Source organism: Streptococcus parasanguinis, from assembly GCF_023109675.1.
In the GTDB taxonomy this organism is placed as follows: Bacteria; Bacillota; Bacilli; order Lactobacillales; family Streptococcaceae; genus Streptococcus; species Streptococcus parasanguinis_I.
The window spans coordinates 1-20,828 of record NZ_JALDUR010000010.1 but is presented as its reverse complement, the minus strand read 5'-3'; the positions used below and the strand labels follow the sequence as shown (position 1 = coordinate 20,828).

General features: G+C 42.5%; 21 protein-coding genes. 5 read left to right on the top strand and 16 right to left on the bottom strand.

All coding sequences use genetic code 11. From position 1 onward, the window contains the following. Nucleotides 1-294: 294 nt before the first annotated feature. The 13 genes from M1G14_RS07690 to M1G14_RS07630 form a co-directional block, all read right to left on the bottom strand. The gene (locus M1G14_RS07690; protein ID WP_049523729.1) at nucleotides 295-636 is read right to left on the bottom strand and encodes a hypothetical protein; all 342 of its coding nucleotides are present in this window, start codon (nucleotides 634-636) and stop codon (nucleotides 295-297) included. A gap of 150 nt (nucleotides 637-786) precedes the next feature. Then, on the bottom strand, nucleotides 787-1,233 hold the full coding sequence (locus M1G14_RS07685; RefSeq protein WP_049523689.1) for a DUF1307 domain-containing protein: 447 nt from the start codon (nucleotides 1,231-1,233) through the stop codon (nucleotides 787-789). Nucleotides 1,234-1,238: 5 nt separating this feature from the next. Next, the gene (der, locus tag M1G14_RS07680) at nucleotides 1,239-2,549 is read right to left on the bottom strand and encodes a ribosome biogenesis GTPase Der (RefSeq protein WP_003013034.1); all 1,311 of its coding nucleotides are present in this window, start codon (nucleotides 2,547-2,549) and stop codon (nucleotides 1,239-1,241) included. A 57-nt stretch (nucleotides 2,550-2,606) separates the two neighbouring features. Further along, the gene (locus M1G14_RS07675; protein ID WP_024054773.1) at nucleotides 2,607-3,320 is read right to left on the bottom strand and encodes a nitroreductase family protein; all 714 of its coding nucleotides are present in this window, start codon (nucleotides 3,318-3,320) and stop codon (nucleotides 2,607-2,609) included. Further along, nucleotides 3,317-4,216 carry a primosomal protein DnaI gene (gene dnaI, locus M1G14_RS07670; protein ID WP_023918912.1) on the bottom strand — a complete coding sequence of 300 codons (900 nt, stop codon included), beginning with the start codon at nucleotides 4,214-4,216 and terminating at the stop codon, nucleotides 3,317-3,319. The genes M1G14_RS07675 and dnaI overlap by 4 nt, the downstream gene beginning before the upstream one ends. Next, on the bottom strand, nucleotides 4,217-5,395 hold the full coding sequence (locus tag M1G14_RS07665) for a replication initiation and membrane attachment family protein (protein WP_247926479.1): 1,179 nt from the start codon (nucleotides 5,393-5,395) through the stop codon (nucleotides 4,217-4,219). Continuing rightward, on the bottom strand, nucleotides 5,396-5,869 hold the full coding sequence (gene nrdR, locus M1G14_RS07660; protein ID WP_003005476.1) for a transcriptional regulator NrdR: 474 nt from the start codon (nucleotides 5,867-5,869) through the stop codon (nucleotides 5,396-5,398). Between the two features lie 164 nt (nucleotides 5,870-6,033). After that, nucleotides 6,034-6,846, bottom strand: coding sequence for an endonuclease/exonuclease/phosphatase family protein (locus M1G14_RS07655; protein WP_247926478.1), 813 nt, complete (start codon nucleotides 6,844-6,846; stop codon nucleotides 6,034-6,036). Nucleotides 6,847-6,931: 85 nt separating this feature from the next. After that, nucleotides 6,932-9,124 (bottom strand): PTS transporter subunit IIBC, encoded by a 2,193-nt coding sequence (locus M1G14_RS07650; protein ID WP_061590852.1) that lies wholly within the window; start codon nucleotides 9,122-9,124, stop codon nucleotides 6,932-6,934. 224 nt (nucleotides 9,125-9,348) lie between these two features. Continuing rightward, nucleotides 9,349-10,047, bottom strand: coding sequence for a response regulator transcription factor (locus M1G14_RS07645; RefSeq protein WP_247926476.1), 699 nt, complete (start codon nucleotides 10,045-10,047; stop codon nucleotides 9,349-9,351). Nucleotides 10,048-10,056: 9 nt separating this feature from the next. After that, the gene (gene gndA, locus M1G14_RS07640; RefSeq protein ID WP_049474030.1) at nucleotides 10,057-11,481 is read right to left on the bottom strand and encodes an NADP-dependent phosphogluconate dehydrogenase; all 1,425 of its coding nucleotides are present in this window, start codon (nucleotides 11,479-11,481) and stop codon (nucleotides 10,057-10,059) included. 169 nt (nucleotides 11,482-11,650) lie between these two features. Then, nucleotides 11,651-13,129, bottom strand: coding sequence for a flotillin family protein (locus M1G14_RS07635; RefSeq protein ID WP_003017392.1), 1,479 nt, complete (start codon nucleotides 13,127-13,129; stop codon nucleotides 11,651-11,653). A gap of 125 nt (nucleotides 13,130-13,254) precedes the next feature. Further along, the gene (locus M1G14_RS07630; RefSeq protein WP_061591236.1) at nucleotides 13,255-13,794 is read right to left on the bottom strand and encodes a YceD family protein; all 540 of its coding nucleotides are present in this window, start codon (nucleotides 13,792-13,794) and stop codon (nucleotides 13,255-13,257) included. A gap of 203 nt (nucleotides 13,795-13,997) precedes the next feature. On the opposite strand from M1G14_RS07630, the gene M1G14_RS07625 reads away from it, so the two are divergent. The 4 genes from M1G14_RS07625 (at nucleotide 13,998) to M1G14_RS07610 (ending at nucleotide 17,151) form a co-directional block, all read left to right on the top strand. Beyond that, complete coding sequence (locus M1G14_RS07625; protein WP_061591237.1) at nucleotides 13,998-14,858, top strand: helix-turn-helix domain-containing protein; 861 nt, start codon at nucleotides 13,998-14,000, stop codon at nucleotides 14,856-14,858. Nucleotides 14,859-14,969: 111 nt separating this feature from the next. Further along, nucleotides 14,970-15,146: a hypothetical protein gene (locus M1G14_RS07620; protein ID WP_162837396.1), complete on the top strand. Its 177-nt coding sequence runs from the start codon at nucleotides 14,970-14,972 to the stop codon at nucleotides 15,144-15,146. Beyond that, the gene (locus M1G14_RS07615) at nucleotides 15,143-16,360 is read left to right on the top strand and encodes an MFS transporter (RefSeq protein ID WP_247926475.1); all 1,218 of its coding nucleotides are present in this window, start codon (nucleotides 15,143-15,145) and stop codon (nucleotides 16,358-16,360) included. Before M1G14_RS07620 ends, M1G14_RS07615 begins: the two co-directional genes overlap by 4 nt. A 233-nt stretch (nucleotides 16,361-16,593) precedes the next feature. Beyond that, the gene (locus M1G14_RS07610) at nucleotides 16,594-17,151 is read left to right on the top strand and encodes a CYTH domain-containing protein (protein ID WP_061591239.1); all 558 of its coding nucleotides are present in this window, start codon (nucleotides 16,594-16,596) and stop codon (nucleotides 17,149-17,151) included. 174 nt (nucleotides 17,152-17,325) lie between these two features. Here M1G14_RS07610 and htpX read toward each other — a convergent pair whose 3' ends face one another. After that, complete coding sequence (gene htpX / locus M1G14_RS07605; protein WP_003017370.1) at nucleotides 17,326-18,222, bottom strand: zinc metalloprotease HtpX; 897 nt, start codon at nucleotides 18,220-18,222, stop codon at nucleotides 17,326-17,328. A gap of 1 nt (nucleotide 18,223) precedes the next feature. Then, nucleotides 18,224-18,784, bottom strand: a complete 561-nt coding sequence (locus tag M1G14_RS07600; protein ID WP_049472048.1) for a LemA family protein — start codon at nucleotides 18,782-18,784, stop codon at nucleotides 18,224-18,226. 70 nt (nucleotides 18,785-18,854) lie between these two features. On the opposite strand from M1G14_RS07600, the gene rsmG reads away from it, so the two are divergent. Beyond that, complete coding sequence (gene rsmG, locus M1G14_RS07595) at nucleotides 18,855-19,568, top strand: 16S rRNA (guanine(527)-N(7))-methyltransferase RsmG (RefSeq protein WP_061591240.1); 714 nt, start codon at nucleotides 18,855-18,857, stop codon at nucleotides 19,566-19,568. A gap of 215 nt (nucleotides 19,569-19,783) precedes the next feature. Here rsmG and M1G14_RS07590 read toward each other — a convergent pair whose 3' ends face one another. Continuing rightward, nucleotides 19,784-20,686 carry a carbohydrate kinase family protein gene (locus M1G14_RS07590; RefSeq protein WP_061591062.1) on the bottom strand — a complete coding sequence of 301 codons (903 nt, stop codon included), beginning with the start codon at nucleotides 20,684-20,686 and terminating at the stop codon, nucleotides 19,784-19,786. Nucleotides 20,687-20,828 lie beyond the last annotated feature (142 nt).

The following is a 20,828-nucleotide window of genomic DNA, read 5'->3' as shown; positions in this document are numbered from 1 at the left end:
CAAAGTATAGTTAAAATTTATTCGATCAAACTTATTAAAATAGACGTTTTCAGGCTATTTACTATTCCATATTCCCCACTTAAACAGTCCTTAAAGTTCACAAAAAAATACCCCTCAAGGGGGCAATCCATTCACGAGTTCAGCAGGCAAGATCTAGCAAGCCACACACGGTGCTTTTTGTACTTCAAAAGTGGTAGACCACCGCGCACCAATGGGTGCTCGACCGCCTACCACCTAATAAGATTATAACATAACTTAACTACTTTTTTATGCTCCACGTCTATAGATTTTCCATTAGTCATTTCCTTGATCTTGCGAATTCCCTTTTATTAAGGCGTTTCCAATCATCATGTACAATTTTCCCAAGCACAAAAATTTGATGAAGGACCAAAATATCCCAAAAACAGCTAAGCCTTTTACCAATAGAGAGTAATAACTTTCTTTGACAATCTCTCCATAAAATGTCATCGTTGATGTCATGATCACCCATTCCCAAATGATTAGAATGAGTGAGGCACCATAAAGGATAGCCATCCCCCAAAAGATCAACGAATTTTTTAAAAATTTTCTCACGACACGTACAAGTGCCCATAAGCATAACAAAGAAACAAACAAAAGTAATTCTGTACTTGACATCATTTCACTCCTTTTTCAACCCATTTAAAGACATTAGACTTTTTCTTCTACTTAGTTAGTCTTTCAGATGTTCATATAAAAAAGGACCCTTCTTGTCTCTTGCAGTTGACAAAGAGTCCTTTTTACTGATTTTTCAATCATGCTCGAACTTTACCGAACCTTGACCATCCCATTTTCTTCTAACCTTTTTTTCGTTTTAATATAGTCAGTTAAGTCCTTCATTTTCTTATTGGACTTAAAAACTTTGTTCCAAGTTTTTAAGTCCAATTTTGAAAAATCTGTCACTATATGAATCTGCAAATGGCCTGATTTAGATTTTTCAACAGAATAGTCCATTCCCTTGATATGACCATAATTTTCAAGCAAACTATCCTTGGCTGAGTTAAATGCTAATGAATCAGAAACATCAATATCAGGTAGTTCTTTCCAGAGCTCCGTCTTAAGGATCTCATTGTTTTTTACAGTTAGAATAGTCGTTTCATCCCCATTTCCATATGATCCCTGATACTTTTCTTGACGCGTTGACTGACAAGCTGTTAAGAAAACAATGATGAAGCTAGTAACCAAAAATTTCATCAAAACAGTTATTTTTCGCATATTCCCTACTTCCGTTTTCGCGCAATCAAATGGATTGGAGTTCCTTCAAAAACAAAGGCCTTGCGAATTTGGTTCTCCAAGAAACGGAGGTATGAGAAGTGCATCAGTTCTTCTTCGTTAACAAAGACCACAAAAGTTGGCGGCTTGGTTGCCACTTGTGTCGCATAGAAGATCTTGAGGCGTTTTCCTTTATCGGTCGGCGTTGGATTAATGGCAATGGCATCCATAATCACATCGTTCAAGACAGCTGAAGGAATCCGCGTATTTTGACTCTCACTGATCTGTTTGATCATGTCTGGCAACTTGTGCAAGCGTTGTTTAGTTAGGGCAGAAACAAAGACAATCGGCGCATAAGAAAGGTATTGGAATTGATCGCGAATGTCATCTTCCCACTGCTTCATGGTATGGTTGTCTTTTTCAATAGTATCCCATTTGTTGACAACAATGATCATCCCTTTACCAGCTTCATGAGCAAAGCCAGCGATCCGCTTATCATACTCCCGAATCCCTTCTTCGGCATTGATAACCATCAAAACCACATCTGAACGGTCGATGGCACGCATGGCACGCATGACAGAATATTTCTCAGTGTTTTCATAGATTTTACCAGATTTGCGCATACCAGCTGTATCGATCATGGTAAATTCTTGACCATCTGCATCGGTAAAATGGGTATCGATGGCATCCCGTGTAGTTCCAGCAACCGGGCTTGCGATGACCCGGTCTTCCCCGAGAATCGCATTGATCAAGCTTGACTTCCCAACATTTGGACGACCAATCAAGCTAAATTTGATGATATCTGGATTTTCTTCTTCTGTTTCATTCGGAAGATTTTCAATGATGGCATCGAGCACATCCCCAGTTCCGATCCCGTGGACAGAGGATACCGGTAGTGGCTCACCCAGTCCCAAGGCATAAAAGTCATAGATATCATTGCGCATCTCTGGGTTATCCACCTTGTTGACTGCAAGAATAACCGGTTTATGGGTCTTATACAAGATACGAGTGACATATTCATCCGCATCCGTGATCCCTTCTTTTCCAGAAACAACAAAGACGATCACATCTGCTTCGTCCATGGCGATTTCTGCTTGATGCTTGATTTGCTCCATAAATGGGGCATCTACGTCATCAATCCCCCCTGTATCAATGATACTAAATTTTCGATTTAACCACTCAGCTGTTGCATAAATGCGGTCACGAGTGACTCCTTCTACATCCTCAACGATGGAAATCCGCTCACCGGCAATCCGGTTAAAGAGAGTCGATTTTCCGACATTGGGACGGCCTACAATCGCAATAGTTGGTAGGGCCATGATTTCCTCTTTTCTAATGAAAGGCGAGACCTCGGTTCAAGAACGCCTCTCTTCATTTCATAATAGTTTGTGTTTTTCTAGTAGTTTTTTGGTCTCTTCTTGTTCAGGTTGACCAAATTGAGCTGCAAGACGCTCGCTCCAGCTGTCCGTTACACGCGCTCCAGCATAATCTGCCTGAACCTTGTCGTAGGCAGTCACAACCGATAGGTCTTGTTCTTGGTATTCTTCTTCAAAAGCAACCTGCTCCAATGGCAAACGTGGTTTCACCGCATGCTGCTGATTAGGTACTCCGAGAGCAATCCCAAAAACAGGATAGGTATAGTCTGGCAGACGGAAGAGTGCTGCGACTTCTTCTGAACAGTAGCGCAACATGCCGATAATCACTCCACCATAGCCGAGACTTTCAGCTGCTAATAGCGTATTTTGAGCTGCTAGAGCCGCATCCACTGAGGTGATCAGTAAGTTGTCCACCCCTTCAGGATGGAAATCCTGCTCATGAAGTTTGACAGCTTTTTCAGCGCGGTTTAAATCTCCAACAAAGAGGAGAAAGACATCCGATTGGCGAATCGCTTCTTGAGGAAGCAAATCGTAGAGAGCTTCTTTCTTTTCCTTGCTTTTGACCACAATCACAGAATAAGACTGAAAGTTTTTCCAACTTGATGCCATCTGCCCAGCTGATAAGATTTCCTTGAGGTCAGCTTCTTTGATGGCTTCTTCTTTAAAACGGCGAACAGAAAAATGAGATTTCATTAAACGGATGGTTTCATTCATCGGCGATTGACTCCTTCCAAATGGATTTCCTTGGCTAAAAATTTCACGCGCTCCATGACACGTTTGGCCTGCCAGGTTTCATCCCCGTTGCGCGAAGCCGCAAAATGACGTTCCAACTCTTCAAAATTAAAGTTAGAAGTAAAGAAGGTTGGGAGATTTTCCTGCATCCGGTGCTGCAGAATCACCTGTAAGATTTCATCTCGCACCCAGGCTGACATCTGTTCCGCACCGATATCATCGAGAATTAAAATTTCGGCTTTTTTCACCTGATCGACGGTTTCTTTGACCAAGCCTGAACTGATGGCATTTTTGACATCGATCGCAAAACTTGGGAAATGTAGTAGAGTGGTAGAGGCCTGACGTTTTTCGGATAAATCATGAGCCAAGGCTGCCATCATGTAGCTCTTTCCTACTCCAAAATCACCATAGAGGTAGATCCCCTTTTGATATTCCGGATAGTTGGCCACAAAATTAGCTAATTCCTCAAAGGCCACAAATCTTCCCTTATCGTCGAGCTCTACCTTGGCTAGACTCGCTTCTTTCAAGGTTGAAGGGAGATTGATCAAGTTGAGACGTTGGTTGATCGCAGCTCGTTTTTGGGCTTCGACTAACTCTGGCGTTTCCTCATAAGCGACATCCGCATAGCCTTCATTCATGGTGAGGATGGGCTTATAACCTTTGGCTATATAATCCGGATCTCCCAATAAGAAACGGTTGCGTTCACTAATGTATTGATTAAATTTTGAAATACTCCGTCGAATTTCTTGTTCAGACAAAGACTGGTCCTTGATAAAGGCAGCCACTTCTTGGTCTGCCAAGATCTGTGCGACCAAATCCTCATAGTTAAATTGACGCACACGGTTCATGTGAGACATGGTTTGACCTACACTTTCCATCTACTCACCTCCTTGATTCAGTTTTTCTAACAGGCGTTGTTTCTCTTTAGCAAGATCCACCTTTTCTGCTTGACTGGTTTGATTTTGATAGTTTGGTTGGCTCCACTTGGGAACATTGCTGTGCTTGCTCTTGGCTGATGTAGGACTCGTTCCCTTGTTTCCTTGAGCCTTAGCTTGTTCCTGGCGTTCTCGAACTTTTAAAATCGCTAGTTCTGCACTGTTGACCCCTTGATAAGAAAAATCATTTCCTACCTTCAAAGCATACTTTTCATTGAGATTAGCAGACTGGGTCTTATTAAAGGTCAACAATAAGATGATATTGATCACCTCATCTAATAAGCCTAGATCAGCTAACTTGGATAAAGTCTTGCGTTCGCTCTGCGTAATGGTCGCATTGCGCGCCTTCTTAATCTCCGCTAGAAATTGTAGGCTGGATTTTGCCTTAGCTTCCCTCAGAATGGTTTCTTCCTGACGGCTATAGGACATGCGGGGTTGCTCCTGGCTCGCCTGAGCCAACTTTTGCTTCATTCTCTTTGGAGAGACAATCCGGTCTACAGCTGTTTCTTTTGCTAGGAGATAGGTTTCATACCAGGTCCATTGTTGCTCTTCTGCGATGGCAAAGAGGGCTAGGGTTGCTTCTCCTTCATCCGCAAAACGAAGCCCATCACGCCCCATCATTCGCTTAAACATCTCCATATCAAACTGCTGTTTCTTGCTTGGAAGAACGGTCGCCTCCCCAGCATCTAGTCCAAAGACTTGCGAGAAGGAAACTTGCCGTCTAGTCCCTAAAGAGCGTGCTGGGAGCAGATCCTCCACGGCCTTTTCCCCAATCTTTTTTTCAAGCAAGCGTTTGAAAACAGCATTCGAAAAAAATTGTTCTGCCTCAAGAGGAGCATGTAATTGGATGGTGATCCCAACTTCTTCCTCATAGAGATCGATCAACCCCATGGCAATTAAACGATCAAAAGCGAGTAGCAACTGTGGAAATCCTATATTCAAGTGATTGAGGATTTGAGCAAGTAAATATTGTTTTTCACCCTGATCATAAGAGGCGAGCAGATAACGATAAACTGCTGCCGTTTCCGTCTCTAAAATAGGCAGGTAATACTGCTCCAATGCAGCCCCTGCCGGTGGAAGAAGATTATTTTTTAAAAATGCGAAAGGCGTATTGGGCTTCATCTATTTTTCCTTTTTCTTCTTGGTTCCCTTCGTAATTTGTTTCAAGAGGGTTTCTAACTCACCGACATCCTTGAAACTCCGGTAAACACTAGCAAAACGGACATAGGTGATCTCATCTAGATCTGCTAACTCATCCATGACCAACGAACCAATATACTCACTGTTGATTTCATTATCACTTTGGCTCCGAACCTTTTGCTCTATTCGGTTTACAATTTCTTCGATTTCGTCACTAGAAACAGGCCGTTTTTGAGCCGAGCGGATAATACCGTTAAAGATTTTATCACGAGAAAATTGCTCGCGTGTCCCATCCTTTTTGACAACCACTAGGGTCCGCTCTTCCACTCGCTCGTAGGTAGTAAAGCGATAATGGCACTCTTCGCATTCCCTGCGACGACGGATGGTGTTCCCATCTTCAGCTTGTCGACTATCCACCACACTAGACTTACTTCCACCACATTTTGGACAACGCATTTGCTACCTCCTTAAACTGTTTTAACACTTCATTTTACCATAAATTGAATCGTAAAGAAAGCAGAAGAACAGGAGAATCCCCTATGCTTGCTCCTCATTGATCCATAAAAAAGAGTCGAAGGACGATTGAATAAAATCGTTTTCCTTTCGACTCTCCGTTAATATTAAAGTGACAATTCAGCTTCTAAGCCATAGTGATCACTGACATGGGCTTTGTTTTGACCATCAAAAATGACATGTAGACGCTGGATGTCCCATTCTGGACTTGCAAAGATGTAATCGATTCGCAATGGAACTTGATTGTCCGTCCAGCCATCGATTCCAGGGCCTACAGTATAAGTCCCCTTTGTTTCTTTGGCTTCTATAAAGCTGTCTTGAAGTTTAAGGGAACTGGATAGAATCGTCTCATACCCTTCTTGACCAGCAGGATTATTGAAATCACCAGCTAGAATAAAGGGTTTGCCTACTTGGCTGAAGTAGTTCTCAATGCGTGGCCACTCAAATTGGAAACCTTTGTCCCACCAAGAAAGATGGACGCTGGCAACAGCAATTTCTTTGCCATCCACACTTGTATGGGCAACGGCCACTTGACGCGTATGATAGTCCGTTGGGTCATCCATATTGGATACCAAAATCTCATCCGCCTTCAAGGGTTGACGCGAAAGAACCGCTACACCCTCATTGAGATGATCATAACCAATATGGTTGTAGGCCCAAGTCCAATAATAATGGAGTCCTTGAGCAGCTAACTCTTCTACCAATACGCGAACAAAGTGATCTTTGTGAATGGCTACAGCTGATGGCAAAGCTTGATAATACTCATCTGTTTCGACTGCTTCTGAGGCCATTTCTTGATTGACCTCTTGGAAACAGATCACATCATATTGCGCTTCTAAAATTTGTTCCTTGAGGGTTTCAAATTTTTGCTGAGCATTCTCTTCCATCCAACTATGGGAATTTAATGTTAAAAATTTCATCCCCTGATTTCTCCTTCTCTCCAAATCAAGAAACGGCAAGAGGCCGGGTGCACTGCCCCAACCTCATTTTCTTTGCCGACGTCTCTTATAATTCTACTGTTGCAACTGGCGCATTTGCTGCCAATTTACCAGTATGTTCGACCTTAACGGATTTAATCGCATCTGCATTTGTGAAGACAACAATTGTTGAAGTTTCACGACCAGCTGCACGGATCGCATCAAGGTCTGCTTCTACCAAGAGGTCTCCAGCAGCCACTGTTTGACCTTCAGAAACTTTAACCTCAAATGGTTTTCCTTCAAGACTAACAGTATCTAGACCGATGTGAACCAAGACTTCCAAACCATTATCTGTTACCAAACCAAGGGCATGTTTGGTTGGGAAGACACTAGTAACTTTACCAGCAACTGGTGAAACGATGTGGCCATTTTCAGGCTCAACTGCAAATCCGTCTCCCATCATTTTTTGTGAGAATACAGGATCTTTCACATCTTCGATGTTGATCACTTCACCATCTGCAACAGAGTGAACTTCATCAGTTACCCCTTTAAAGGTTGCTTCAGCCTTTTGAACTGCTGTCATTTGGCTAGGAAGTGTTTCAGGAATGACTTCACCTGAATCAAGAACGTCTTGGATATCAGATTTCAATACGTCAGCTTTAGGTCCGTAGATCGCTTGGACCCCTTGTCCTTTCATGACAAGACCCATAGCGCCTTCAGCTTTCCATTGTTCTTCTGTTCCGACTTTTTCAGCGTCCTTAACGGTTACACGAAGACGAGTCATACATGCGTCAACGTCGACGATGTTAGCACGTCCACCAAGAAGGTTGATAATGTTAATGACTTGTGAGCTTGCTGAGCTTGTAGCAGCACCTGCTGCTGCACCATCTCCTGAAGGGGCATCATCATTTTGTTCATAGTTACCGTTACGTCCTGGAGTCGCATAATTGAATTTCTTAATCATGAAGTTGGCAATGAAGTACATGATAAATCCAAAGAGGACTGTTACCCATACAAAGTTAAAGATATCTAATGCCAAACCAGCGTTGATGGCCATTGGGGTACGTGTCAAGAATTCGATTGAACCGAATGAGTGAACTCGAAGGTTAACCAAGTCAGCCATTGCAAAGGCAGCCCCTTGAACAAGAGCATAGATGATGTACAATGGTGTAGCAATAAACATGAACATGTATTCAATTGGTTCTGTTACACCTGTCAAGAATGTTGCAAGGGCAGTTGCAAAAAGCATCCCTTTGTATTTTTCTTTTTTATCTGGATCCACATTGCGGTAGATGGCAACCACAATCCCCATCAAAATACCAAATGATCCGATCATTTGACCAACTTTGAAACGAGCTGGTGTGTAAGCATGAAGCAAGTGTTGGTATTGGCTAGGATCAGCTTTCTTCAAGTTGACAAGGTCTGTTACCCAAGCCAACCAAAGTGGATCTTGTCCAAATACAGTTGTTCCTTTGGCAGCACCTGTAAGAACTTGGTAGCTACCACCCAATTGAGTATAGTTGATTGGAATGGTCAACATGTGGTGAAGACCAAACGGCAAGAGAAGACGTTCCAAGGTACCAAACAAGAATGGTGCCAATACTGGAGCTGTTGATTGTGAGTTGGCGATCCAAACACCAAATCCATTAATTCCTGATTGAACTACTGGCCACAAGGCTGACAAAACCAAGGCTGTAAGAGCTGAACGAACGATAACAACGAATGGTACAAAGCGTTTCCCGTTGAAGAAAGAAAGGGCTTCTGGGAGTTTACGGTAGTTGTAGTATTTATTGAAGGCAGTTGCTCCAACGAAACCTGAGATAATCCCTACAAATACCCCCATATTAAGAGCTGGAGCTTCAAGAACACTGATAAAGTAGTCCGCAACTTTAATTGATCCACCGAAGATTGTGTGAACCGTAGCAGCCTTATCAGCTAACATTGCAGATGTCACTCCGAAAACTGCACCGGTAATACGGTTAATCAAGATGAAAGAGAGACCAGCTGCAAAGGCACCCCCTGCACGTTCTTTGGCCCAGCTACCACCGATAGCAAGGGCAAAGAGGATGTGAAGGTTTCCGATAACCCCCCAACCGATTTGTTCGAGAATTCCACCTGTAATAACAAGTGGAGATAAATTCGGGTTGATCATAGGGATAGATTTCCCGATTGAAATCATCAACCCAGCCGCTGGCATGACAGCGATAACGACCATCAAGGCCTTACCGAACTTCTGCCAGAATTCAAAGCTAAATAAACTTTTGAATGATCCTTTGTTCATCATTCAACCTCCTTATATTGTTTAAGGCTTTGTTTTAAGAAAACGTTTGCGCTTAATTTGTTTCTAGTATACCATATTTTAAAAATTTGTAAAGCCTTACATTCATTTTTTTCTCCAAATTTTATCTTTTTTAAGCCATATTCTTTTTAAAACTCATTCTTTTTCGACGCAAACGTTTCCCTTGAAGTATAAAAACATTCGAACCCTCTAAGGGTTCGAATGTTTTATTCTAATGCGTCTTGCATGGCATAGCCAATCCCACGAACGGTCTTAATATAGCTTTTTTGACCTGGTAGATCAATTTTCCCACGAAGATACCGGATATAGACGTCCACAATATTAGTCTCACCTGTACTCTCGTACTTCCAGACACTTTCCAATAACTGATCTCGTGTCACCACTCCCTTGCTCCCCATCAGGGTCGCCAGGAGATCATACTCTCTGCGGGTCAAACTAATCATGTCTTTCCCACGATAGACGGTATGGTGTTCCACATCAATGCGCAAATTGCGGTATGATGTTGGGATTTTCATCTGACTACAATGTTGGTCAATATAATCACGTCCTCTAAAAATGGCTGTGATCTTATCTACCAAATCGCTGATAATAAAGGGTTTGACCATATAGGAAACGGCAAAGCGCTGAATACTCTCTTTGTGCTCAGCAATTTTTTCGCGGCTATCCAAAACAATCAAAACAGAAGCTGGGCGAATCCGACTGATTTCCTCTGCGAATGTTTCACCAGACATATCTGACAGATCGTAATTAAACAAGATCAGATCATATTTGGTCGCAGCAATCAAGGCCAGACCCGCTTTTCCATCCTCGACCACATCAACTTGATACCCCTCTTTTTGAAGTTCCAAATCAATGAAGCGAGCGATTTGATTCTCATTTTCTACTAGTAGAACTCGTTTGACCATAGAGCAAGATTATTTTTCGTCGTACCAAGAATAGTGGAAGGTACCTTCTTTGTCTTTACGTTTGTATGTGTGAGCACCAAAGTAGTCACGTTGTGCTTGGATCAAGTTCGCTGGAAGATCCGCTGAACGGTAGCTATCAAAGTAAGTGATGGCTGCTGAGAAGGTTGGTACGGGCACACCAGCTTGAACAGCAAGAGCTACAATGTCACGAACTGATTGTTGGTACTTAGCAGTGACATCCAAGAAGTACTCATCCAATAGAAGGTTAGCAAGATCTGCATCGCGGTTGTAAGCATCTGTGATCTTTTGCAAGAAACGAGAACGGATGATACATCCATCGCGCCAGATAGATGCGATGTCTGCAAATGGCAAGTTCCAGTTGTTTTCTTTAGAAGCAACACGCAATTGCGCAAAACCTTGTGCGTAAGAGATGATTTTTGAGAAGTAAAGGGCTTGACGAATCTTTTCGATCAACTCAGCCTTGTCTCCTTCAAATTTGAATGCAGCTGGTTTTGGAAGAACCTTGCTAGCATGTACACGTTCTTCTTTGTAGGCAGAGATGTAACGGGCAAATACTGACTCAGTGATGAGTGACAACGGCACACCAAGGTCAAGCGCTGATTGGCTAGTCCATTTACCAGTTCCTTTGTTTCCTGCAGCGTCCAAGATGTAGTCTACGATTGGTCCATCTTGACCTTCGTCGTCTTTGCGTTTCAAGATATCCGCAGTGATTTCGATCAAGTAGCTGTCCAATTCACCCTTGTTCCATTCAGTGAAGATTTCAGCCATGTCTTCTGCAGAAAGTCCAAGCAAGTGTTGCATGAGGTCATAGCTTTCTGCGATCAATTGCATATCCCCGTACTCGATCCCGTTGTGGACCATTTTCACGTAGTGACCAGCTCCATCAGGACCGATGTAAGTCACACATGGTTTTCCATCTTCAGGCGCTTTTGCAGAGATTTCTTCAAGAACGTCAGCTACCAAGTCATACGCTTCTTTTTGCCCACCAGGCATGATTGAAGGACCTTCAAGGGCACCTTTTTCCCCACCAGATACACCAGTACCAATAAAGTTGATTCCTGAGTTCGCCAATTCTTCATTACGACGGATGGTATCTTTATAGAAAGTATTTCCTCCGTCGATCAAGATGTCACCTTTATCCAAGTGTGGAAGAAGGGCTTGGATAGTTGCGTCTGTACCAGGTCCTGCTTGAACCATGAGCATGATACGACGTGGTTTTTCGATTGAGTTTACGAAGCTTTCGATATCATAGCTTGGCACAAAGTTTTTATCAGGGTGGCAAGCAATTACATCTTCTGTTTTTTCTTTACTACGGTTATAAATGGCAACTGTGTAGCCACGAGATTCGATATTAAGGGCAAGGTTACGACCCATTACGGCCATACCAACAACACCAAAGTTTGCTTTAGTCATGTGACACTCCTCTTTATAGTTTGCCTTTATTCTACCATTTTTCCTCCTCAAAAGAAAGCAGAAAATAGCTTCCCGCCTTCTCCAAGAGGGAGAAGATCATGCAAGTCATTTGATCTTAAAAACAAAAGTGCCCGAGAAACAGTTCTCAGACACTTCTTGATGAATGGCATTAATCTTCTTTAGAAGCTAACTCCTCTGCTTCAATGACCGGTTGTTCTCCTTCTTTGAGTTTATTGACCGTCATATTGACCCCAAGGGCTCCTGCTAGCAATTGACGAATATCAAATCCGGCTCCTTGAGAGACTTGGTCGATACTTTGCATAATATCGCCCACCATCTTAGAAGCATTGCCTTCCCCGTACATGGTGATCTTATCAACCTTGGTTAATGGTTCTGCGACAGCACGCGCAATTTCAGGCAACTTGTCAACGACCATTTCAGTAATGGCTGCTTCTTGCATTTTCTTCATCGCTTCGGCCTTTTGGTCCAAACCTTTGGCTTCAGCTTCCAGTTTCAAGCGAATGGCTTCTGCCTCAGCACGACCTTTGGCTTCAATAGCTTCGGCCTCTTGTAATTGGGCAAATTTCTCAGCTTCGGCTTGAGCTTTTCGAGCTTCGGCTTCTTTTTGTGTTTCGAAGAGTTCTGCTTCCGCCTTGCGTTGGCGTTCGATCAATTCTGCTTCTGCAGCTTGTTGACGCGCATATTTTTCAGCTTCAGCTTGTTTGCGGATATTGGCATCCAATTCTTGTTCACGAACCTTAACTTCGCGCTCTTTGACTTCTGCTTCTTTTTCTTGCTTCATGATATTGGCTTCGGCTGCCACGCGCTCTTGTTCACGACGTTGCACTTCTGCCTCAATCCCTTTAGCGGCATCTGCTTTTGCTTGGGCAATATCTGCTTCTTGCTTGAGGGCTGCTTGTTTGAGTTTTAATTCGTTTTGTTTTTGCGCGATTTCAAGATCGGCAGCGACGCGTTTGTCGTTGGCCAATTTATCTTGTTCTGCTTCGACTTCCTTGCGTTCGCGTTCTGCTTTGGCTTTGGCAATCAAGGCATCTTTCTTAATGGTTTCAACATTTTCAATCCCGAGGTTATCGATGACTCCCCCTTCATCAGAGAAGGATTGAACCGTAAAGGCGATGACTTCTAGACCCATTTTAGCCAAGTCTGGTGCTACGTTGTCCTGCACTTTTGAGGCAAACTCTTGACGGTCATTGACCATCTTACGGAGTTCCATCTGACCGATCACTTCCCGCAGGTTTCCTTCCAAGACATCTTGGACAGAATTGGAAATATCTGTCGTATTCCAGTTCAAGAAGTTTTCTGCAGCCCGGGCAATCATTTCATCGGTTGTACCAATTTTTAATTTAACAGCCGCATCGGCACGGACGTTAATGAAGTCAAGTGTTGGGACTGCTTCTGACGTCCGAACATCTGTCGAGAATTGCTCAATATCAAGATAAGAGCGTTGTTCGACAAAGGGAATCATAAAGCCAGCTTTCCCACGCAAGTGACGTTGTTTCCGAAGACCTGTAATGACCACGACTTCGTTGGGTTTAGCATTGACATACCCTTTGACCAACAAGATCAATACAAGAATGGCTACGATTACAAAAGTAATCAACCAACCTGGAATAAATAAAGTATCCATACTTTTTCTCCTTTTTTTAGAGGTCTCCCCTCTGTTGTTTATTAATCCTAGTATATCAAAAGAAGGTCTTTCCTCAAAGAAAAGACCTGTATTTATGTCTAAATTTATCAAATGCAATCTCTAGCTTATTCTTCGTCAAACAAGCCATTTAGACCGGCGAAAGGACTGTTTTCTTCTTTCTTAATCGCTTGAGCGGCTTGGTATTCTTCTTCGGATAGGATTTTCCAATCATTTCCTTCGATAAAACCTTGTCCAGCCTCTTCTTCTGGAGTGAGAACCTTGAGAGGAATATTGAGTAGGATATTATCTGCTACACTCTCACTCAGGTCAATCTTCCCACCTTCGATTGGAAGGATCAAGTCTTCCTCTAGGGCCTCGATATCTGCGTCAGACTGTACATCCTCCGCAAACACCTCTGTTACAGGATAGCTCTCTTGAAGCTCGACAGGCTCCATGCTTCGGCTAGATGCCAAAACGATGGTGTAGCTCAACTGGTAATCCAAGATATAGAGGCCTGTATCATAGGCTACTCGTCCTGTCGCTGTCACATTCTTTAAATCAAGAATTTCTGGATTACGCTTTTGCAGATCCTTTAACAAATCCAACTCTTGATCAAAAGCTAGTCCTTCAGGATTTTTACGGATTTCTTGTGTATATAAGTTCATTCTTTTGTCCTCAAATCTTCTAGATACTACTAGTATATCATGAAGCTGCCCCTCAACCAAGAAGTCTCCTCAAAAATTTGTTATAATCATGAAAAAGATACAGTAACTAGGCCAATTGGTGTTGTACACAAGGTCCCACCATCTCTTGGACAAAAGAGGGGCACTGGCTAGGGCATTGAGCAATGTTAGATAGAGGAGAATTCATGAAAGAAATCGGAGCTGTTTTTCGGCAAATACGTGAAAGTCGTCACATCTCTTTAGAGGAAGCTACGGGTGGCGAATTTTCGCGCTCCATGTTATCTCGATTTGAAAGAGGGGAAAATGACCTGACGACCCAACGGTTTTTTCAGGCTTTGCAACAGATCAAAACCAGCCTCAGTGAGTTCTCTCATCTAGCTGGAATCGATCAGCACTCTTTTATTCCCAAATTGTTGAAAGAGCACTATGAAAACATGAGCTTGGAACACGATCAAGCCTTGTACCAAAACTACCAGCTAGCCTATCAGAAAGATCACAAAAAAGAAGACTTCTTAGCCAGCATTATTCTCAAGGCCCAAATGCTTGGCTTCTATCCTGAGGTGGAGCTCACTTCTAGCCAAGAGGAACTGGATTTCCTCCATGATTATCTCTTCTCTGTCACGATCTGGGGAATTTTTGAATTAAACCTGTTTTCTCTGACCTCTCCACTTTTCTCTAGTCAGCTCTATAGACAATACACAGAGGAGTTGGTCCAAAGAGATGATTTCAAGCTTCTCCTAGACTCTTCTCGTCCTGCCCTTAACTCTATTTTTCTTAATGGCTTCTTTCTGGCCATTAGTTCAAATGAATTTGAAGATGCATCTTATTTTGACCAACTAATTAACGACCACTTTTACTCTGAAAACGAAGCCTACCTTCGGACGGTTTATCTCTACGCCAAAGGAGAATTTCTCTATCGAAAGGGAGAAAAAGAAATCGGTCTTGAAAAGATGGAACAGGCCATCCAGGTTCTCTCTATTCTGGATTGTAAGGACAGTGCCAGCTACTACAGACAGGGCATGCAGGAACTCATCAAAGAAACCTAAAAAACTCACAGATCTACTCTGTGAGTTTTTGTTGAAAATATGCAACATTAATTTTTTCTTGCTTTTTAGGTTTACAATAGGACTATCAAGTAAAGAAAGAAGGTTCTTCCCATGATGACCAAACTAAAAAACCACTTCCTCCGCTTTCTTCTCTCACATACCAGCGTTTATCTGAAGGATCAGGAACTTCTTCTCTCTGATGATGAGAAACTAGACCTCTTCAAACAGATCGTTCGATCTATCAAACAAGTCCTAGCAACTGATCACGTGAAGGAGGAAGGCTTATGAAACTCTTAGCTCGTAATAAAATTTTTGCCTTACTCAGCCTTTCTCGCTTTTTGAATACCCTTGGTGCTGCCATCTACAATCTGGTCTTTGTGGTCTTTGCTGCCAGCATGCCTCAGCCTAGTCTGGCAGTTGGCATTGCCAATCTCATTGTATTTATTCCTAGCCTCTTTAGCATTTTTGTTGGTATGAAGGCTGACCGCACGAAGAAAAAAGCTAACTGGTTGATCCGCATTGGCTATCTTCAAGCCATCCTCTTCATCCTTATTGCTCTCATGACCAAGATTCCGGGTTACCTTGCCTTTTCGATTGTTTGCTTCTTAAACATAGTTTCAGATTGTTTGAGTGATTATCGCGGAGGCTTGCAACTCCCTATCATGAAAAAGAACATCCCCGACGAGGATTTGATGGAGGCCTATTCCTTCAACCAACTACTTAGTATGGTCTGCTCGATTTCTGGACAAGCTCTAGGAGTTTGGTTGCTAGCCATCAGCCATCAAAATTTTGCCCTGGTCGCTTCGATCAATGCATTGACTTTTCTCCTGTCTTCTACCTGTCTCCTGATGAGAAAAAAGCAGCTGACACATGATCCCGTCATTGAGCCCCAAAGTAAGAATTCTTTGGTACACGAATGCCAAGAGATGTACCAGAACGCTAAAAGTATTTTTGCAGATGAGGAGGTCCACCACTTTGGCAAGTTGCTCTTCTCATTGGTTCTTATCAATGCCCTAGGGGGATCCATCTCTGGTATCTACAATTTGCAACTGCTTCACTCCCCCTTCTTTCAGTTGAGTTTTAGCCAATCCCTCTTGATTTTAGAGGTAGTGACTATTTTAAGCATGGTCTGGGCTAGCTTGACACCCCATGACTATTTTTCCAAGCAATCTCTCCATCATATCCTCCTGTGGATCGCAGGTGGGCTGACCATGCTTGGGCTCACAAATATCCTGGTACGCTGGGACATTCTTTTCCTTCTACTCATCACATTCCTTGGTTATCTTGTTGCAAAAATCAACCCAAAAGTTTCCAGTCTTTTAATGAGTAAATTACCCGCTGAAAAATTAGCTTCTACCTCTAGCTTTTTGGGACTGATGGTCAGCTTTGCCATGCCACTTGGGACAGCTCTCTTTTCTAGTCTAGCTATCTGGAGCCTTCCCCTAGCTTGGGGAGCCTTTGCCATCCTTGGTTTCGGCACCGTCCTCTTGTCTAGCAAATAAATTAGTAAGATAGGGTTAAAATACAGATTTAAAAACACTTGCATGATATATTTATATATTGTATAATTAGGGAAAATGCAGATGCAGTAAATGTTTTTATGGAATACGATTAAAAAATTTGCTTGATAATTATAACATTAAGCTTTGTGTTTATAAAACATCTCTAGAAGTTTACTATAGACTGAGTGAATTTAAAGAGACTCCATCCATTGAAGAATTGAGAGGTAAAATAAATGAATGAATTAGAAGTTAGATTCGCACTCAATGATGAGGGAGATTATAATAAGGCTATTTCATATTTAGAAAAACAATATAAATTTAAGTGTGAAAATAAGCAAGTTGATGAATATTTTAAAGCAAAAGGAAAAGAATTTGAAAATGATGAGGTAGGAAGTTTTATTTATAGGATTCGTCAAGAAGATGACAATATATCATGTATTTTCACAAGAAAAGATACAATAAAACAAGGAATGTGGAATGAAAGTGAAATAGAGTTGGAGTCTGAAAAATTAGAATTTGTAAGGAAGATGTTGCAAACCGGTTTTTCAAATGTCTTCACAATAAGTAAATACAGAAAGACTTACCATAATGCTCTAGAAAATAAAACGATTAATCTAGATAAGATTGATGGTCTTGGATTTTATCTTGAAATAGAGATTTTAGGAGATTTTTCTCAAGAAGATTATAATCATTTTTATGATAAAATGTGCGGAGAGTTCTCGTTTTTAAATTCAAAAATAGAAACAAAGGGTTATGTCCAATTAATGAGAGAAAAAAGTGGACGTAATTGAAATTACCAGTAAGACTATTGGAGGTTACTGATAAAGGAAACAAAGACTTAGGAAATTTTCTTGGAAAATCTTTTCCCCCATCTCAAAGTAGTGCTTGTAGAAAGCAACCACTGCGTCCTACAGTTATCTCTATCAAACATCAAAGGCTGGGCAAAAACTGCCCAGCCTCTTTCTTTACATTTTTCTTAGGCGAGCCACCCGCTCAGCAATGGGTGGGTGGGTATAAAAGAGTTTTTGCAATCCGGATTCTTTTTTAGGATCGTTGATAAAAAGAGCACTGCTCGCATCATCAACATGTCGCTGCATGGGTTCGCTATTGTCTAGCTTTAACAAAGCATTGATCATCCCTTGAGGATTCCGCGTCAATTCAACACTTGAAGCATCTGCTAGGAACTCCCGTTGACGAGAAATGGCTAACTGGACCAAGGTCGCTGCTAATGGCGCTAAAACGATGGCAAGCAAGGAAAGGATCAACATAACAATCTCCAAACCACCGCTACCTTCTCGATCATCGTCCCGGCTACGGCCACCGCCCCACCACATCATCCGGCCACCAATGCTAGAAAGCATGGTGATGGCACTGGCAAGGGCCACTGCAATCGTAGAGATGCGAATATCGTAATTGCGAATATGGCTGACTTCGTGTCCGATGACTCCCTCCAATTCCTCACGGTTCATCACAGCCAGAAGACCTGTCGTTGCTGCAACAGCAGCATTTTGAGGATTGGACCCTGTCGCAAATGCATTCATCGAAGGATCATCCACAATATAGACCCGAGGCATGGGAATCTGAGCTACCATAGCCATATCTTGGACAATATGGTAGAGCTGAGGAGCTTGCTCTTCCGTTACCTCACGCGCCCCGTTCATCCGCATGACAACTTCCGTGGATTGGAAAATCATGCTAAAGGCATAGATTCCACCAATAATCAAAGCTAGAATGACGCCACCAAGGGAGGAGCCTAACCAGAGGTAGCCAACGGCTGCTCCGATGAGGGCCAAGAGTATGAAAAAAGCAATAAGGAGAATCCAGGTTCTCCTTTTATTGCTTGCAATTTGGTCAAAAAGCATATTAGTCTCCTAATCCGCTAAAGTCCACCTTTGGTACTGCTTTTTCTTCTTCAGGCACTTGAAGGAATTCAGCTTGTCTGAAGCCGAACATTCCAGCAATTACGTTTGTTGGGAAAGTTTCCAACTTGACATTGTAATTGCTTGTGACACTATTGTACAATTGACGAGCATAAGAAATTTTGTTTTCTGTATTGGTCAATTCTTCTTGCAATTGCATGAAGTTGGTGTTAGCCTTCAAGTCTGGGTAATTTTCAGCCACCGCAAAGATGCCGGCTACTTGACGGGAAAGAGCATCACTGGCTGCCATCGCTTCTGCAGGTGAAGTAGCTTGAGCCACTTGTTGGCGAAGTTGAGTCACTTTTGCTAGTGTATCTCCTTCGTACTTGGCATAGCCTTTAACGGTTTCGATCAAGTTTGGAATCAAGTCATTCCGACGTTTCAATTGTACATCAATTTGACTCCATGCTTCACGAGTTTGCATCCGGCTTTTCACCAAACCGTTGTAAACTCCTACTACAATCAACACAAGGACCACAATGATCCCAAGAATAATCCAAATCATTTTATTGAATTCCTTTCATTTCTTTCTACCAGTATATCAAATTTCCCTTATTTTGTGGTAAAATAAAAGCATGAAACCAGAAGAATTTTATGTCCGTTTAGCCGATCTCGGCTTCCCATTAACTGATCGCCAAAAAGAGCAATACGAACGCTATTTTGAGCTCCTCGTGGAATGGAATGAAAAGATTAATCTCACTGCCATCACCGAAAAAGACGAAGTCTATCTCAAGCATTTTTATGACTCTATCGCACCCATCTTGCAGGGGTTGATCGAAAATCAACCCGTCCGTCTCTTGGATATCGGTGCTGGTGCTGGCTTTCCAAGCCTTCCTATGAAGATTCTTTTCCCTGAGCTGGATGTGACCATCATTGATTCCCTGAATAAGCGGATCAATTTTCTCCACTTGCTGGCTGAAGAGTTAGGTTTGAGCGGAGTTCATTTCTACCATGGACGTGCGGAGGACTTTGCGCAAGAAAAGGCTTTTCGTGCCCAATTTGATATCGTAACTGCCCGCGCTGTTGCTCGGATGCAGGTCCTTTCTGAGCTGACCATTCCTTATTTGAAAGTAGGAGGACGTCTTCTTGCTCTCAAGGCTAGCAATGCTCCAGAAGAGTTGGAAGAAGCCAAAAATGCCCTCAATCTGCTCTTTAGCAAGGTTGAAGACAATTTACAATATGAGTTGCCAAATGGCGATCCACGCTATATCACTGTAGTCGAAAAGAAAAAAGAAACACCCAATAAATACCCAAGAAAAGCAGGCATGCCCAATAAGCGGCCATTGTAGTAAGATACAAAGGGCCAAGCGGATAACGTCAAATAAGAGGCTGGGACAAAAGTCCTAGCCTCTCAATTATTTTTGGATTGTCGAGCAAGACACAGTGGTTGAGTGGGCTCTACTACGCTGATTTCATCAGCTTTTACAGCCCTACTCAACTGTGCGGAGGTGGGACGACGAAATCGAATTCTAACGAATTACCGATTTCTGTCCCACTCTCTTTTTTATTTTTGTTTCAATTCTGTTCGTAGGGCTTCTTGCTGCTCTTTTGTCAAATGAACGCCCTTACTTGCAACAATCTGACTAGAGACTTTGTTGGCAAATCTTAAAGCTTGCGCGATATCTAAGCCTTCTAAACGAGCGGATATGAAGGCACCCACATGGCTATCTCCAGCGCCTACTGTATCGACAACTTCTGTTGGAAAACCGTCTGCCTCATACCAGTTGCCATCATAGGCAACCGCTCCGTTTTCACCCAAGGTGACAATGACTAATTGTCCCGTTCTTTGATACAAGTGTTCGATGGCTGGCTGGATCTCTCTACACCCTGAAAAAGCCAGTGCTTCAGCCTCATTTACATGGAGAATTGGATGCAGATCATAAATTGCTTCCAGTCGATCCTTTGGAATCAAGAGTCCGCGTGGCCCAGGTGCGAAAATCACCTGGCCCTCTAGTTGTGAAACAGACTGGACCAATGCCAGACCGGTTGGCTCCTCGACTTCAAGGCCACATAAGTAGATGTAATCAAACCGATCTGTCTCGATCTCTTTTAGCCACTCTGCTTGGAAGCTATACTCCACTCCGTGGTCCGATAAGAAGGTCCTCTCACCATCAGACTCTACAAAGCAGTAACAGCAACCATTGGCCCCTTCTAATGAGATGTTAGAGGAAATCCCTAATTGTTTCAACTCTCTCCGAATAAAATCACCATATATTCCAGAACCGACTGGCGAGACAAACTGGTAGGGTTGCGACAAAAAATGAAGGATATTAACGACATTAAAGGCACAACCTCCCACAGACCATTGCTGGTGATCAATATGGGCATCTCCTTCACGACTCGGCAAACGATCCAAGTAAATCATCACATCACAAACTGTAGAACCAATAATTAACGCAGCTGTCATCTTTTTCTCCTTACTTTGCCTTCTATTATACCAGAGGAAAGATAAAAAACAACCAACCCCTTGTGTGAACTGCACCCCAAAAGTTAGACAGAAAAAAATCTAACTTTTGGGGTGTTTTTATTATGAAATTAACTTATGAAGA